Origin of the sequence: Leifsonia shinshuensis (genome assembly GCF_022606355.1) — a bacterium.
GTDB classification, from domain to species: Bacteria; Actinomycetota; Actinomycetes; order Actinomycetales; family Microbacteriaceae; genus Leifsonia; species Leifsonia shinshuensis_B.
On the sequence record NZ_JAHHZQ010000007.1, the window covers coordinates 34,660 to 49,599 of the forward strand.

The 14,940-nt window shown below is 66.4% G+C and carries 19 protein-coding genes; 12 read left to right on the top strand and 7 right to left on the bottom strand.

The features are described from left to right. Nucleotides 1-25: 25 nt before the first annotated feature. Both KNO15_RS22650 and KNO15_RS22655 read left to right on the top strand, forming a co-directional pair. On the top strand, nucleotides 26-961 hold the full coding sequence (locus KNO15_RS22650) for a cation diffusion facilitator family transporter (RefSeq protein WP_021762765.1): 936 nt from the start codon (nucleotides 26-28) through the stop codon (nucleotides 959-961). A gap of 14 nt (nucleotides 962-975) precedes the next feature. Continuing rightward, a complete protein-coding gene (locus KNO15_RS22655; protein WP_021762764.1) occupies nucleotides 976-1,611 on the top strand; it encodes a copper resistance CopC family protein in 636 nt (211 codons plus the stop codon). A 5-nt stretch (nucleotides 1,612-1,616) separates the two neighbouring features. Here the strand turns inward: KNO15_RS22655 and KNO15_RS22660 are convergent, their stop codons facing one another. The 3 genes from KNO15_RS22660 to KNO15_RS22675 form a co-directional block, all read right to left on the bottom strand. After that, nucleotides 1,617-2,555, bottom strand: a complete 939-nt coding sequence (locus tag KNO15_RS22660) for a cytochrome c oxidase assembly protein (protein WP_115698372.1) — start codon at nucleotides 2,553-2,555, stop codon at nucleotides 1,617-1,619. A gap of 1 nt (nucleotide 2,556) precedes the next feature. Beyond that, nucleotides 2,557-4,467 (bottom strand): cytochrome c oxidase assembly protein, encoded by a 1,911-nt coding sequence (locus tag KNO15_RS22665; RefSeq protein WP_081703939.1) that lies wholly within the window; start codon nucleotides 4,465-4,467, stop codon nucleotides 2,557-2,559. A gap of 274 nt (nucleotides 4,468-4,741) precedes the next feature. Beyond that, nucleotides 4,742-5,089 (bottom strand): hypothetical protein, encoded by a 348-nt coding sequence (locus KNO15_RS22675; protein ID WP_185279203.1) that lies wholly within the window; start codon nucleotides 5,087-5,089, stop codon nucleotides 4,742-4,744. A gap of 133 nt (nucleotides 5,090-5,222) precedes the next feature. On the opposite strand from KNO15_RS22675, the gene KNO15_RS22680 reads away from it, so the two are divergent. After that, the gene (locus KNO15_RS22680; protein ID WP_039922000.1) at nucleotides 5,223-5,771 is read left to right on the top strand and encodes a hypothetical protein; all 549 of its coding nucleotides are present in this window, start codon (nucleotides 5,223-5,225) and stop codon (nucleotides 5,769-5,771) included. A 74-nt stretch (nucleotides 5,772-5,845) separates the two neighbouring features. Here KNO15_RS22680 and KNO15_RS22685 read toward each other — a convergent pair whose 3' ends face one another. Continuing rightward, nucleotides 5,846-6,418 (bottom strand): cation transporter, encoded by a 573-nt coding sequence (locus KNO15_RS22685; protein ID WP_307794845.1) that lies wholly within the window; start codon nucleotides 6,416-6,418, stop codon nucleotides 5,846-5,848. 232 nt (nucleotides 6,419-6,650) lie between these two features. Here KNO15_RS22685 and KNO15_RS22690 point away from each other — a divergent pair, with 232 nt between their 5' ends. The 5 genes from KNO15_RS22690 to KNO15_RS22710 all read left to right on the top strand — a co-directional run bounded on the left by KNO15_RS22690 (nucleotide 6,651) and on the right by KNO15_RS22710 (nucleotide 9,397). After that, nucleotides 6,651-7,220, top strand: coding sequence for a recombinase family protein (locus tag KNO15_RS22690; RefSeq protein ID WP_021762757.1), 570 nt, complete (start codon nucleotides 6,651-6,653; stop codon nucleotides 7,218-7,220). Nucleotides 7,221-7,426: 206 nt separating this feature from the next. Continuing rightward, entirely contained in the window at nucleotides 7,427-7,621 is a 195-nt protein-coding gene (locus tag KNO15_RS22695) for a hypothetical protein (RefSeq protein WP_039921998.1), read from the top strand. 38 nt (nucleotides 7,622-7,659) lie between these two features. Further along, nucleotides 7,660-8,397 (top strand): Fic/DOC family protein, encoded by a 738-nt coding sequence (locus KNO15_RS22700; protein ID WP_241706176.1) that lies wholly within the window; start codon nucleotides 7,660-7,662, stop codon nucleotides 8,395-8,397. Next, complete coding sequence (locus tag KNO15_RS22705; RefSeq protein WP_021762754.1) at nucleotides 8,394-8,975, top strand: recombinase family protein; 582 nt, start codon at nucleotides 8,394-8,396, stop codon at nucleotides 8,973-8,975. Before KNO15_RS22700 ends, KNO15_RS22705 begins: the two co-directional genes overlap by 4 nt. Before the next feature lie 14 nt (nucleotides 8,976-8,989). Beyond that, nucleotides 8,990-9,397: a hypothetical protein gene (locus KNO15_RS22710; protein ID WP_021762753.1), complete on the top strand. Its 408-nt coding sequence runs from the start codon at nucleotides 8,990-8,992 to the stop codon at nucleotides 9,395-9,397. Nucleotides 9,398-9,423: 26 nt separating this feature from the next. On the opposite strand, the gene KNO15_RS22715 is transcribed toward KNO15_RS22710, so the two are convergent. Continuing rightward, complete coding sequence (locus KNO15_RS22715; protein WP_115698368.1) at nucleotides 9,424-9,627, bottom strand: helix-turn-helix transcriptional regulator; 204 nt, start codon at nucleotides 9,625-9,627, stop codon at nucleotides 9,424-9,426. A 330-nt stretch (nucleotides 9,628-9,957) separates the two neighbouring features. Beyond that, nucleotides 9,958-10,329: a hypothetical protein gene (locus KNO15_RS22720; protein ID WP_021762751.1), complete on the bottom strand. Its 372-nt coding sequence runs from the start codon at nucleotides 10,327-10,329 to the stop codon at nucleotides 9,958-9,960. A gap of 261 nt (nucleotides 10,330-10,590) precedes the next feature. Between KNO15_RS22720 and KNO15_RS22725 the strand changes: the two genes are divergently transcribed. Genes KNO15_RS22725 through KNO15_RS22740 form a run of 4 tightly spaced genes read left to right on the top strand, consistent with a single transcriptional unit; the run spans nucleotide 10,591 to nucleotide 14,407 of the window. Beyond that, a complete protein-coding gene (locus KNO15_RS22725; RefSeq protein WP_021762750.1) occupies nucleotides 10,591-11,010 on the top strand; it encodes a MobC family plasmid mobilization relaxosome protein in 420 nt (139 codons plus the stop codon). Next, a complete protein-coding gene (locus KNO15_RS22730; RefSeq protein WP_021762749.1) occupies nucleotides 11,010-12,731 on the top strand; it encodes a relaxase/mobilization nuclease domain-containing protein in 1,722 nt (573 codons plus the stop codon). The genes KNO15_RS22725 and KNO15_RS22730 overlap by 1 nt, the downstream gene beginning before the upstream one ends. Then, nucleotides 12,728-13,543, top strand: coding sequence for a hypothetical protein (locus tag KNO15_RS22735; protein ID WP_021762748.1), 816 nt, complete (start codon nucleotides 12,728-12,730; stop codon nucleotides 13,541-13,543). Before KNO15_RS22730 ends, KNO15_RS22735 begins: the two co-directional genes overlap by 4 nt. Nucleotides 13,544-13,558: 15 nt before the next feature. Beyond that, the gene (locus KNO15_RS22740; RefSeq protein ID WP_021762747.1) at nucleotides 13,559-14,407 is read left to right on the top strand and encodes a hypothetical protein; all 849 of its coding nucleotides are present in this window, start codon (nucleotides 13,559-13,561) and stop codon (nucleotides 14,405-14,407) included. A gap of 119 nt (nucleotides 14,408-14,526) precedes the next feature. On the opposite strand, the gene KNO15_RS22745 is transcribed toward KNO15_RS22740, so the two are convergent. Then, nucleotides 14,527-14,940 (bottom strand): DUF4913 domain-containing protein (locus KNO15_RS22745; RefSeq protein ID WP_241706177.1); only part of this gene is annotated, 414 nt, incomplete at its 5' end.

Sequence of the window (14,940 nt, forward strand, 5' to 3'; positions counted from 1 at the left end):
GTGGGTGATGGCGAAAGGAGGTCGCATGGATGGCCACGACCATGGCAGCACGATGGAACTCTTCGGCGAGGCCGCCAAACGCCATCGCGTTCGCCTCTCGATCGCGTTCGGCATCACTTTCGTCATCCTGATTGCCGAGGTCGTCGGCACGGTCCTCACCGGCTCCCTGGCGTTGCTCGTCGACGCCGGCCACATGCTTACCGATACTGCCGGGCTGGCGATGGCGTTGGTGGCGTCGTACCTGAGCACCAAACCGGCTACGAACAAGCGCACTTGGGGCTACCGGCGGGCTGAGGTGCTCGCCGCGACCGCGCAGGCCGCCGTCCTCCTCGGGGTCGGCGTGTTCGTCTTGATCGAGGGCATTCGGCGGCTGTTCGAGCCGCCGGAGATTCCCTCCACCGAGCTGCTGGTCTTCGGCATCATCGGCTTGGTCGGCAACATCGCCTCGCTGACCGTGCTGGCCTCCAGCCGAAGCGAGAACTTCAACCTCCGCGCCGCCTTCCTCGAGGTGATGAACGACGCGCTCGGTTCGGTTGCGGTCATCGTCGCTGCGATCCTGATCGGACTGACCGGATGGGGTGCCGCTGACGCGCTGGCCGGAATGTTCATCGGAGTACTGATCCTCCCGCGTGCGTTCAAGTTGCTGCGGGAGACGACCAGCGTGCTGCTGGAATCCACACCGCCCGGCCTCGACCTCGACTCCGTGCGCAATCACGTCCTGGAGCTGCCGGAGGTAGTCGACATCCACGACCTGCACGCCACGCAGATCGCCACCGGGCTGCCGGTCCTCACCGCACACGTCATCGTGGAACCCGATACCTTCGAGAACGGGCGTCTGCCCGAGCTCCTGGACAAGCTGCAGGACTGCGTTGCAAGTCACTTCGAGGTCAGTATCGAACACTCCACCTTCCAGTTCGAGCCCCCGCAGCACAGCCGCCACGAGCATTCCGCACACGAGTAACACAGGGACCATTGATGACTGCCCCCAGCGCCGCCGCCGAGCCCAGCCGTTTCCTGTGGAGGGTCCTTGCCCTCCTGGGAGTCGTCGCGCTCGCTCTGGTCGCCAACTGCCTGACCGCGCCCCCTGCCGAAGCACACGATGCTCTCACTGAATCCAATCCGGCCCAAGGCCAAACCGTCACCGAAAAGCTGGACCAGATCGTGCTGACCTTCAACGAGGCACCGCTGAGCGGCCTCCAGGGCGGCATCGTCATCCAGGCCGTCGGTCCGGGCGGCCACGAGGTCACCACCGGCGAACTCCGCATCCAGGACCGGACCCTGTCCCGTGCCGTTCTGATGACCGATCAAGGCGATTACACAGTGTCCTGGCGCACGGTCTCCGCCGACGGGCATCCGATCGACGGCAGCTACACCTTCAGCTACGCCGGGCCCATCCCGGCCGCTGCCACCGCGACCGTGACGCCGACGTCATCGGCAACGCCGACCCCCTCCGTTGTCGCCTCACCAACCAGCCCCCCGACGGCCGCGAACTCGTCCTCCGGGACGCCGATCGCGCTGGTGGTCGTGATCATCATCGTCGTGCTGATCCTCGCCGGCGGCGGACTCTGGCTCGCCACCGAACTCAACCGGCGACGCGCCAGCAAGGAATAGCTTGCTCAGCGGCGATTCAGCCGCAACAGCCAAGCGTTGTACGCATCGAGCTCCGCGTCGCCTTCCACATCTTTCCGGCGGTCGGCGGCCTCCGCTCGGCGGGTGTCGTCGGACGCCCACGCGAACAACAGGATCAGCACGATAATCAGCGACGGCAGCTCACCATAGGACCACGCCAACGCGCCAGCGATGCGCTGATCAGCAACAGCGTCAACGCTCCACGCCGCCGGCGGCCGGGCGAAGAAGCCCACCAGCGGTACGGTCGCCATCATCGCGATCACCCCGAAGAACGCATGAAGGGGCATCTCGATGAACATGTCCAACAGGCGACCGAGATGCGATTGGCGATGTGGCAATGGGTCAGGAGAGATCAGCGGCAGAGTGAAGAGGACGCCCGCGGCCAAGAACACCACCTCGAGTGAGAGGTGCCCGGCCACGGATCCCAGCAATGTCGACGCGATGCCGCTGAAATAGAGCCCGTAGAACACCATCAGGAACAGCGGGACCATGAACCCCGGATGCAACAGCAGACGGGCAAGCCGGGACCTCAGACCGGTGAGAGCCAATCGCCGAACGAGGCGCCAACGCCCCCTCGCCGGCGCCGCCTTCAGTAGGAGCGTGCCCGGCGCCCCCAAAATCAGCAGCGGCGGGATCGTCATCATCAGGGTGAGCTGCTGAAACATGAACACCGAAAACATCCGATAGCCGTAGCCCTCCAGCCCCGTACCGGTCAATGCGACGAGAACTCCGCAGCCGGTCACGAAGAGAGTGGTGCGCCACCACGGCCATGCAATACGCCGGCACGCTAGCAACCAAACGCCCCACCCATAGGCGAGGGCGAGAAGGACGCCTACCACTGGGAGAAGCGGCACCGGTTGCGGAGCCCAGGTTAGGAAGGCCTCCAAGCCCGGTGGCTCCTCCGGCAAGTACACAGGCCCATCCATCTCAGGCTCGCTCCGGTCTTGGAGACTCCGGCCGAGCCTCGACCACCCGCTGACCCAAAACCAGCAGCAGCACGAACACAGCAATGGCGGCGATCGCCCAGAGCAGCACGGCCGCGATGAGCTGATCGAGCGCGGGAGTCACGCCCAACGCGGGCAAGGTCACCCCGTACCACGCAGGGAGGATACCTCCGGGGACGAAAGCGACCACGACCGCGAGCAAGCCCACTGCCAGGACCACCGCCATGGCGATCCCCACCGCCTGCGCCAACAGGCGCTGTCCTTCGCCGAGCGTGCGCAACAGTGACGCAGCGAACAGCGTCGTCACCCCGAACACCAGGACTGTCGTGAGGGTCCGGCCCACCGGGTCCTGCACCGCCCAACCCAGCCACGGCGATAGAAACACGGTGCCGAGCAGCACAACCAGAGCACAAGCCGACAGCCACGGCGTCCGGAGCGGCACTGCCATCGCTCGACTTCCTAGTACCCAGCTCGTCCATTCGCGCGTACCGAGGCTGCCGTCCCCCCGAAGTCTCACGACCGTCTGAAGCAAGCGAATCGGCTGCGCTGCGACAACCAGAATTGCCGAAAGCACACCACCGAGCAGAAGCAGAGTCGTGTACGCCGCAAACGAGAACGTTGCATAAGCCCCGGGAAGCGAACAGAACGCGAACACGATGACCACGGCACACCCGATCGCGGCGACCATCCGCGATCGGGGCCAGCTGCCGCTTCGACGTGCCGCGATCGCGCCGTAGAGGTAGGACCCAAAGCCGAGGACTACAACGAGCACCGCTGCGGCGTCGAACACCCACGCGTCCATGAGCCGGGCGATGCCCGGTGCCAACGGTAACCGGTCACCAGTGAGCTGCTCAGCCTTCGTCGCCAACAGGATCTGACCACCCGGAGTCTCTGTCCGAGAGAGCGTTGCTCCTGTCCCCATCGCGACGCCCATAACCACAAGCTCCCAGAGAGCGAGGGAGCCAAAGGCGAGCCGGCGCCGCAGCGCAGGCGCATCCATGGAACCGAACCGTCGAATCACGTAGGTTCGTTGCGCCCATCCGAACGCCACCAGAAGGAGGAGGGCGACCACCTTCACGGACAGGAGCCGACCGTAGTCCGTGGTCAGGAGCTGTGCTGGATCGCTCAGACGAACGAGTGCGCCTGCCAACCCGGAAATGGTCACCGCGCACAACCCCGCCAGTGCGATCGCTGAATAGCGACGCACCAACGCAACAAATGTGCGCCCATCAACGGTCGCGACATAGACCACCGCGGCCAGACCACCAACCCACACCGCCGCTCCCGCGACGTGCAGCCACAGCGCAACCGTCGCCGTGACGTGATTTCCAGCCCCGGCGGCGTGCCCCTGGAGCGCGAGTGGAACCAGCGCAGCGAAAGCCAAGATGGCAGCCGCGGCCACGCCTGCCTGCCCACGGGCCGCGAACGCCACAACACTGATCGTCGCAGTCATCAGGATTGTGGCGAACCACCCTTGGCCGACCGCGATCTGTGTGAAGAACTGAGCAAGGCTAGGACCGAGCATGTTCGCCTCAACCGGCCCCGTCAAGCTGATCGAGGTCATGACCGCAGCAATGCAGCTGGCGACCAGCCAGCAGGCGGAACACCAGGGCGCCGCGTCCAGGAGCCGGTTCCACGACCGTAATCCGACCGGTACGCAGAAAGCTGCAACGACGAGCACACCGATCGTGGCCGCAGCCGCCAGATCGACGACCACTTTCACAGCCGGCAACCCATACGTCACCGCCGGCCCCGGATTGAAGATCGACCCATCCGGCTGGACGGTGAGCAATGCCAGCACCAGCGCAGCAGACAACGCTGTAATGGCGAGAGCGGCAAGCGCAGCGATCGCACCTCGCGTTGGGGCGGATCGCGTCGACGTTGCCCCGGTCACGACGGATCCTGCTCACCGGCCTGCGCGGAACCGGCTGCCGACACGCGTTGCGCGCGCTGCCGCTTCTCCTCGCGCGCGTACGCTTCACGTTCACGCCGATCAGCGCGAAATATTGATCGCAGCACGAACCAGAAAACGAGTCCCACCAACACCGTTGGTGTCAGAGACCACAGAGCATTGGTCCAAAAGTCGTCCATCTTCACCTTCACAAACCGTCGAACACACGGCTCGCCGAGCAGGGCGTGCGCGTGCAAAATCCCGGAACGGACGGTGATCAGATTCGAAGTATGCCCAGCAGTCCCAACAGTGAAGGCGGCGCGGGCGACTCTCGTTGCGGAATGGCCACAGCAGCCGGCGTCGGCCGCTCGGTCCTGAATCGGACTTCGACCACGACCAACGAATCATGAATCGGGGTCGCAGCGCCCGCCGTGGCGCACAACGCCGCGCAGAATTCGGAATCGCTGTGATTGGAATCCGTGTCGCCGACACTCACTGGCTGTGACCAAGACGTGCCCACGGCTGCGTGTGCTGCATCGGAAGAGTGGCCGAAGCCGACGCCGGCGATCACCGCGGCGACAAGGACGAGTAGGAAGATGTGCACCACGCGCAGCGTTCTACTCACCTCTACCTCCATTTGCTCGGCTCAGCGTACCCAGTTCAACTGTGAGAGGCCCCTCTCAGAGCCCATCGGTCGCACTTCGTCGGCGCAGCGGCTCCTCTTGCCACCGCGGACCGGCAAACGGATGATGTGAACCATGACCGGTCGGGGCTCACTGAGCCCACCCTCGCACGCGCCGACCGACGACGCACGCCGTACGTTATTGGGGCACATCGGTACCCCCGCTGCGATCTACGGCACGATCGTCTATGCGAGCGTCGTCGCTGCGACTTCGATCGGTCTCAAGGAATCAAGCTCGGCATGGCAAGTGCTCATCTTCGCCGTCGTCAGCGTCGTCGTGTTCTGGGTCGCTCACGTCTATTCGACTGCGCTCGGTTCCCACGGGCATGCCGACCATCTCCGAGACCGGATAAGAGATTCGATCAGACAAGCGCTGAAGGAATCCAGCGGCATGTTGGAGGCAGCCGTCGTCCCATCCATTCCCCTGCTGCTCGCGGCCTTCGGTGTGATGACGACCGACACCGGCATATCGATCGCACTCTGGGTCGCCGTCGTCATGCTTGCTCTGCTGGGCTACCTCGTCCTCTGGCTTCGCGCTCGACCATGGTGGGCCTGCATAACCGCAGCGCTGATCAGCGCTCTACTCGGCATTCTGGTGATCCTGCTCAAGACGGCACTCTATTGACCAGGAGCCGTGAGTGGTCCCGTCGTGGCCTTGCGTATCCGCCGGAAGTCCGCCTCTCAAGGCGCACGGTTTGATCAGCGATCGGCGGCGATGGGGGTGACGACGAACTCGTCGAGGTTGCGCAGCTCGCCGCGGACGTGTTCGGTCGCGTGCTCTGCCACGTGCGTGGCGTCGCGGAGGTTTTCGGCGTTCGTCGTGATGACTGCCGAGCCGAGGAGCCGGTGGCCGACCCAGCGCAGCTTGACGCTCCGGATACCGGTCACGCCCTTCGTGTGCGTCAAGCTGCGCTCGACGCGGTCGATCAGACCCGGGTCGACAGCATCCATCAGGCGCGCCCCGACGGACTTCGCGGTCCCCCCCAGCAGGATCAGGATCGAGATCGCAATGAGGAGGCCGATGATCGGGTCGGCGATCGGAAACCCGAGAAGGACGCCGATTGCGCCGAGCACAACCGACAGCGAGGTGATGCCATCCAGTCGCGCGTGCACACCGTCGGCGACGAGCGCCGCGGAGCCGATCTTCCGGCCAACGCGGTTCGGTAGATTGCGACAAGCTCGTTGCCGGCGAAGCCGACCAGACCGGCGGCGATCAGCCACCACGCGTTCTCCACCGGGCGCGGATGGACGAACCGGTCGATCGCCTCCCACCCGGCGACCACGGCCGACAGTGCGACGACGAAGATGATCAGCTGTCGCCAAACGACGCGGACGAGTTGCAATCGCGTGTCCGATAGGCGGTCGACCAGCGCACAGTCCTCGACTGCTGGGGCCTGCGTGTGTGAACCGCGTCATCACGCGGGAGTGCGGGCGAAGGTCAATGCCCGTTAGACCCGCCCGATGAAATGCCCGCTGATGGGACGCTAACTGCAACACTGTTCTCATGCTGATCGGATACGGCCGCGTCTCCACCGCCGAACAAGACCTCACCGCGCAACGCGACGCGCTCAGGGCGCTCGGCGTCGATGTCGAGAACATCCACGTCGACCACGGGCTGACCGGCACCAACCGAGAGCGGCCCGGGCTGCGCGCGGCACTGGCAGCGGTGCGCTCCGGTGACACCCTCGTGGTCACCAAACTCGACCGGCTCGCCCGCTCCCTACCGGACGCACGCGACATCGCAGCAGAACTCACCCGCAAAGGCGTCACGCTCAGCCTCGGCGGCAGCATCTACGACCCCACCGACCCGGTAGGCCGGCTCCTGTTCAACGTCCTCGGCATGGTCGCCGAATTCGAAGCCGACCTCATCCGCATGCGAACCCGCGAAGGAATGGCCGTTGCCCGCGCCAACGGCAGACTGAAAGGTAAGAAGCCGAAACTCTCGTCAGCCCAGCGCAAGCACTTACTCGCCCTCCACGCCGCCGGCACTCACACCCAGAGCGAGCTCGCCGAACTGCTGCGCGTCTCCCGCGCGACGATCTACCGAGAACTCCAACGCGACCGCGCCAAATAGCGCTGCCAGAAAGCCGCCATTTAGCGCCGCGACTCACAACCAAGCCGCCACCAAGAACCGCCAGAAAACCGCCACACAGCGACCAAAGTCACAGCCGAGAAATCCCGTCCCGAAACTCAGTCCCGAAACCAATTTGACCCGAAATGCCGCCTATAACGTTTTCGGGATAAGTGATAGAATGGACGGAACAGGCGAGAGGAGCCAGCATGGCCCGCAGCACCGCGACGATTCAACCGACTGTCGACGTTGATGGCGAGCTGTCGATGATTGAGAAGGCTCAGCAGCTTGCCGGTCACTTCCCGGATCACGAAGCGCTTGATCGCGCTCGTCGCATCCTCGACGGTCGTGTGACCGCTGCTGAGGCGTACGTCGAGCTGGACGCGAAGTACGCCCAAGGGTGAGTGAGGACGACAAGTACACCTACCCCGACAGCGGGGGAGTGCTCGTCAACTCGAAGGGGATACGCAACGCCGCCCGGCTCGATGCCGCGATGAACGACTATGCCTCTGTCGCAATGGCGGAGCTGCGCACCGAGCCGACGCCGGATCGGTTGGACTACGACTACCTGCGCCGCATCCATACGCGGCTGTTCGAGCGCATCGTGCCTGGCATCGCCGGTAAGCTCCGCGACGTCGACGTGCAAGCGACCGGGGTCGGGATCGCGTACTGCCGTCCCGAGTACATCGAGCCCAACCTCACTCGCCTGTTCGACCAGCTCGACCGCGAGGACTACCTGACGGGGCTGGACGCCGACACGTTCGCTGCGCGGCTCGCAGACCGTTGGGGGGACCTTTCGGCCATCCATCCCTACCGTGACGGGAACACGCGCAGCCAAAGCCTCTACGTCACCGTGCTCGCTGAGCGAGCCGGGCACCCGATCGACTGGCGGCGCGTCAACGTGGACGAGCTGCGCACCGCTCGGCTGCGCGCCGTCGTCGGCAACACCAAGCCGCTGGCCGATTATCTCGGTGCCAGGCTCATGAGCTCCGAAGCTCCACGGCAGAGCCCGTCCCTGTCGAGCACGGCGGGCGTCAGCTCGGCGCTACACGCGAGTTTTCCGCAACCCGCTACTGAAGCCACGCGGAGAACGCCGCCGGCAGGCGGCATCCAGGAGCGCGGGAGTGCCCCCCACACGTCCGGAGCTCGGTATGGCATGGATCGAGGGATGGGGCGATGAGCAACGTTGTCGGATACGCGCGGGTGTCGCGTCATGACCAGAACCCGGCAGCCCAGGAGGCCGAGCTGCGCGCGGCAGGCGCCGGGCGGGTGTTCGTCGACCACGGCGAGTCCAGCCGTGTGAAAGACCGCCCGCAGTGGCTCGCATGCCTGGACTACCTGCGCCCCGGCGACACACTGCTGGTGCGCCGGCTCGATCGCCTCGCGGGCAGCGAGAAGATGGCCATCGAGACGATCACGGACCTGCACGAGCGGGGCGTGAACATCAAGAGCCTCACCGAGCCGGACATCGACACGACAACCCCGATGGGCCGAGCCCTGTTCGGCATCGTTGCCGTGTTCGCGCAGCTCCGCGTCGACACGATCCGGGAGAACACCGTACGGGGCCTGGCTCACGCGCGCGCTGAGGGTCGCGTGGGAGGCCGACCCTCGGTGATGACAGCGGAACGGACCGCCGCGGCCGCGCGGATGCGTGAGCAGGGCGACAGCATCGCACAGATCGCGGCCGTGCTCGGCGTCGGCAAGTCATCCGTCGCGCGCGCGCTTGCGAAGCACGACCAGAGCCAGCCGTCGGCCTGAAGGAGGTATGGACGATGAGTGAACACCAGGCGAGCGCCCCATCACAGCTCATCATGGCGGGCGCGTTCATCAAGCGACCTGGCATGTTCCTGGGATTGCCGATCCGGTTCGACCGGGTAACAGCCTTCATCGCCGGATACACCCTCGCGATCGACCAGGTGCGCGGGGCTCTGTCGCCCAACGACGCCAACCGGTTCCGACCGCTCGGAATCGAGGGACAGTTCCAGGAGCAACTACGCGAACAAGGACGGTTGCGGTGGAACCGATGGGATCTGACGATCGCGGCAGAAGCCACCGGCTGGACGGACGACGACCCGCCTCTGATCGAGGAGTTCACGGAGGAACAGCACCGAGCTGCAATCGCGCATTTAGAGCCGCTTCTAGATCGCATGTTCAGCCTGCCCGAGCAATTCATCCCCTAGCCCAAAATCCCCCAAATCGGAGCTGTTCACTGCTCGTCGTTCAGCCACTCTGCGACCTCTGAGCTGAGGTATCGGACGGTGCGGGGAGTGATGCGGATGTAGGCCGGCCCGATGCCCTGATCCCGTAGGCGGCGCAGGTGCTCGACGTCGACGCCGAGCTGCGCGGCGAGGGCCTTGGGTGTGAGCATCGTGGGCCGCTTCTGGTCGTCGTTCACTGGCACGAGTCGCATCCCATCTCGTCCATCGGGTCGACGGGTACGGCGTACCCTCCGATGTTCTCGATCTGCTCGGTTTCCCTGTTCATCGTTCGGCCTTCCGGTTGTTGTGTGTCCGATTGAAAGTTGGCAGTTCGGCGCTTGCGACGAGCTGGCTGCTTTCAACGGAACACTGGCCGACTTGCACGCAGTGGAGAGGCGGTCAAGGGGAGCCCGTAGGGCTCTCCCGAAGGGACGCGTAGCGCCCTTGACGGCCTCGTAGCGGAGTGCAACCCCCGCAGCGCGGGGGCATGCGAAAGGCCCCACGCCGCAGAGCGGAACGTGGGGCCTTTCGTGAGTGCGTGGTCAACCCTGCGAGGACGTCTCCTGCGCTGGTTCGGTGGCCGCCTCGGAGACGGGTCGGTTCGCTGGCTTGCGCGTTGCGCGTCGCCGGGTGCGAGCCTTCTTGTCGGGCTCGGAGAACCCGATCTTGCGAAGCTCCTCCGCGGTCCATCCGGCGCTCACTGCGGCGGAGTAGGCGCGCACGTCGTCGCGCTCTGCGTTGGCGATCCGCTCCGCGATCCTCGCTTGCAGCTCGCTCAGCTCGCGGTCGGTCTGCTCGCGCACATCGACGAGCGCCTGGCGCGCCTCCGCGACGCTGCGAACGGCGTTGAGCCGGTCGTCCTGTAGACGTCGCGCGCGCTCGATTGCTTCCTCTGGTGTCAGTTGCGTAGCCATGCACTAATGGTACGGAGCTGAGCGCCTCTCGTCGACGCCCATCGACACACTGACAAGCAGCCGCGGCGAAGCCGCGACCACTCCCGTCTGACGATGTTAGCAAATGCGATTGGAGTCCCGGACGGAGGGACGGAGCAAGCTATACGATCCGGTAACCGGATCGGGCTTGATCCTCGACACAAGGTCGAGGATGCGGCACACTGGACGTGTGGTCCCCGCGTTAGGCGGGGTCGCTGCGCTGGGCCGAGAGGAGGTGACGGCATGGCCGTTTCTGACACCGCGGGGGAGCAGGAGCCGCGCCGCCAGGCACGCCGCCGTCGCGTCGAGGGCGGTCGCCGGCACCGTCATGTCGTCCGCGTCACTCCGGAGGAAGAGGGGCAGCTCCTCGCGCTCGCCTTGCAGTACAAGGTGAGCGTGCCCAAGCTGCTTGTGGATTCCGCTCTCGCTGGAGGAGCTGCGGCCGCCGCGTCGAATGCGTCGGTGCGGCATGAGGTCATTGCGCAAATGTTCTCCACGCACCGGCTGCTGGCCACGATTGCGAATAACGTGAACCAGATGGCGAAGGCGACGAACGCGACTGGCGACGTGCAGGCTGAGATGGTGGCGACGCTGCGGAAGGTCCGCGAGGTGGCCGATCGGATCGACGCATTCGTCGACGAGCTGAGCGGTGCAGCGTCGTGATGCCGAACGTCGTCCGCGGCGATCGCATGTCGGGACTGATGACGTACCTCACCGGCCCGGGCCGGTCGAACGAGCACACCGAACCGCACCTGGTCGCGGGCGATCCGGCGCTGATGGCGTGGCACGACGACGCGGAGCTCGGACGCGACGCGGCGCTGTCGATCGCGCGTCACTTGGACAAGCCGCGGGCTGTGTTCGGTGTCGAGGTTCCGGGCGGTCACGTGTGGCACTGCTCGCTGTCGCTGCGCGCCGACGAAGGGCAGCTCGCGGACGAGCAGTGGGGCGCGATCGCCAACGACTTCATCACGGCGATGGAGTTCGACGACAACGAGGGGACGAAGGCGCCGTGCCGGTGGGTTGCCGTCCGTCACGGTGTGTCCTCGAACGGCAACGACCACATCCACATCGCTGTGAACCTGGTTCGCGAGGACGGCACCAAGGCATCGATCCACAACGACTTCCACCGCGCCCAGGTCGCGGCCCGAGCGCTTGAAGTGAAGTACGGATTGGAGCAGCTGGAATCGGTGCGCGCAGAGCGCTCCACACGCGGGTACGACCCGGCCGAGCGGGAGGCTCAGGCACGGTCGCGAGCACGCGCGAAGTACGAACGCACCCGCCCGCAGTTGGGCGATGACGCCCTACGCTGGGAACATCTGACCGGCCCCGATCGGCAGGCTCGGATCAGCGCCGAGCTGCGCACCGATCAGCCCCGCTACCTGCTGGCGTTGAAGGTCCGAGGGTGTGCTGGCGCTAGTCGGAGTGAAGCCGAGTTCGTGCGCCGGATGCGGCGTGAAGGGTTGCTCGTACGCCCTCGCTACGCTGACGGGCGTACTGACGTCGTGACCGGCTACTCGGTGGCCGAACGACCCACGGCCGGGGAACGTCCGATCTGGTACGGCGGCGGCCACCTTGGCCGCGACCTCACGCTGCCGCGGCTGCGCGACGGGTGGGAGGACACCCCGCAAGGCGCTACCGCGGCGGTGGCCGAATGGAACGCGGCCAAGCGTGGCCGGCGAGTTGTGGCACCTGGTCGCGAACGGCTGGAGCCGACGAACGATCAAGCACTGCGACACAGCGAGCGACTGGCGCGTACTGTCGACGAGCTGGCGCGCGTTCCGCTTGACGATCGCGAGACGTGGGCCACGGTGGCACGGCAGACCGCTGGCGCTCTCGCTGCATGGTCGAACGCCGTGGAGGAGACGCCAGGTGATATCGCTGCGGCCGCTGAGGCGTTGTCTCGATCGGCGCAGACGTATCGACGCACCCCGCCTCCGGCGAAGGCGGGAACGATCGCTATTTCCGGGGCTGCGCTGTTCCTGGCAAGCGCGGTACGCGGAGGGCAAGGCACTGTCGGTGAAGCGGCTCTTGTGCGAGAGATGCTGACACTCACCGTTGCCGTCATGAAGGTGGCGGAGGCCGCACGTCAGGACCGCTACGCGCGTACCGCTCTAGCGGATGCGCGCGACCGATTGGAGCGTGTACACGCAGCGTTGCCGACTCCGCCAGCCCGTAGCGTCGGCCAGGCTGCCGTAGTCGAGGAGCAGGGCAGCGTGGCGACAGAGGCTCCCGCGCTCGACGCTGAGACTCGTGCCATGCTCGACCGGCTGAACGCCGGCCGGAGCGGCACGCCAGGCTCGCCCGTCCCGCGGGAGCTGCGACCCGATGACTCACCAGCTCGCCGGCCGGCACCACGTCCGGGACGGGACGGGACAGAGCGATGAGTGCCACGGTCGTTTCTATCGACATCGAGCCAGGCGGAATTGACCAGCCCGTAGGCTTCATCGGCCTGGCCGAGGTTGACGCAGCCGGCGTCGGTGCAGTCCAGCTGCACCGCTTCATGCGACCAGACATTGGTTACTCGTGGGACGACTGGTGCGCCGCTCAGCGCGTCGAGGCGTGGAAGGTATGGATGGCCCGCAAGAGCGATCAGGTGGAGCCGCCGCTGCACGGCGCGTTCACTCCTGACGAGCTCGCGGAGCTCGTCGACATGAGCGAAAGCTTCATGCCGGAGCACACGAGGGCTCGACCGCCGTCGCTGCGCGAGGTCTGGTCGACGTTGGAGCCGCGGCTACGCGAGGGTTACACGGCCGCATACGGCGCGCGATTCGATCGCGCGCAACTACGCCGGCTCCTTGACCTTGCCGCTATCCAACAGCCAAATTTGCGTTGGTTGGATGGCATGGAAGCGATACGACACCTAACCCCACAAGAGTGGGGAGTGCCGGGCACCGATACCGACCTGGAGCTGTCGATCGAGGCATTCACAGCCGGGGGAAACACGCTGGATGCGCAGGTGGTGCGGTACGGGCTCGTAGACCCCACCACGGCGTCCCGCCGGTGGTCGCTCCACGTCGGGCTCGGTGTCGGTAACAAGGCAACCTCCTTCGATGCCGCCGAGGACGCGCGCCTAAACGCTGTGATCTTCTCTCGCGTGATCGCGGAGCACGGGTCGATCGAAGCAGCCATCAAGGCCTTGGGGCTGCATGTGAAGTCGCACAACAAAGTCACGTCGCAACGCGGCGGGCAGGAATAGGAAGGGGGGCCGATCATGGCCGAGGAGAGCGACGGGATCGCGGAGGCGTTCGAGGGACAGCTCCGTGTGCTGGTGACCGCTGCGGGACAGGTGGGCGAGCGCATCGCCCGAGCACGGGAGGACGCGCTGCGGCGAGCCCAGGCCGCGAGCGAGCGTGAGGCGCGCGAGCTGCGGACACGGTTCGAGGCCGAGCAGCGCACGGCACGCACCGAGTACGCCGACGTCTACCGGTCGGACTGGTGGGAGCGATCGACGCCCGAGCAGATCGGCCGCACGTACCAGACCACCCGCGCGTGGGCGCAGGACGACCCGGAGGCCGCCCGCGCCGAGGAGAGGATGCGCGAGGAGCTGCGCACCCGCTACGGCGTCGACCCGGCCGACACGGGCGCCGACGCGGCCGCGGTCCGTACTGCCGTGGAGCGCGCCGAACAGGAGCGTGCGCAGGCCGACGCGGAACGACAGCGCTCTGCGGTCGAGAACGTCGAGGCACAGCAGCTCCTCACCCAGGCGGACCAGCAGGACCGCCTGGCGGAGCAGGAGCGCGCCGCGGCCGAGTACGAGCCCGACCCGGAGGAGCGTACTCGAGCTCAGGCCGACGCGGACGAGCGCACCGTGAGCGCCGGCGCTGCCCGAGAGGACAGCGCGGCCACCTACGACAGCTCCGAACGGCGCGCGTCCACCGCGGCGGAGTTGGAGAGCAAGGGCATCGATCAGGAGGTCATCGCGACCCGGATGCGCGCAGACGTCAGCCAGGCGAAGCCGGCCACCGCCGCTGTGGCCGCTGGCGGTCCGGCCAAGGCACCGAAGGCGCGCAAGGCGCGCGGCCGCGGGGTCCAGGTGCAGCGCAACGAACAGAGCCGCTGAACCGGACACCGGACAGGGAGAAGGGCCGCGCTGAGGGAGCGCGGCCCTTCTTCGTGCCCCGTCGCTGGGGGATCGACGGTGGGTCAATTATTGGGTGACCGGCCGAGGCGGCAACACCCCTAGTCGGCGGTCGCTTCGCGGACGTCGGGGAACAGCCCTTCCGGTGGTCGCTTGTAGGGCAGCGGGTCACCCTTGCTGCATTGGTTCTCCGCGGCCATCGCGTCGGCCGGCGCGAACGGCCCCTGCGGGTCCATCAGCACCGCCATGTGCGTGTCAGCGTGGTCACGCCACCACACACTCATACCGGTCGAGGGATCGCGGCGCAGGAACTCCCAGGAGCGCCAGAGCGCTTCGAGACGGATCACCGCCTCGTCGTACTTCCACCATTCGGCCGCCCACACCCGGTTCTTGCCGTCGATCTTGCGCCGGTACACGCTGCGCAGATACTCACGCAAGAACTCGTCGACGCTGCCGTAGGTCAGGACCGACTCTGCCGCGTCCGGCACATCCGCCGCGGTGCCCTCGTCGAGCCC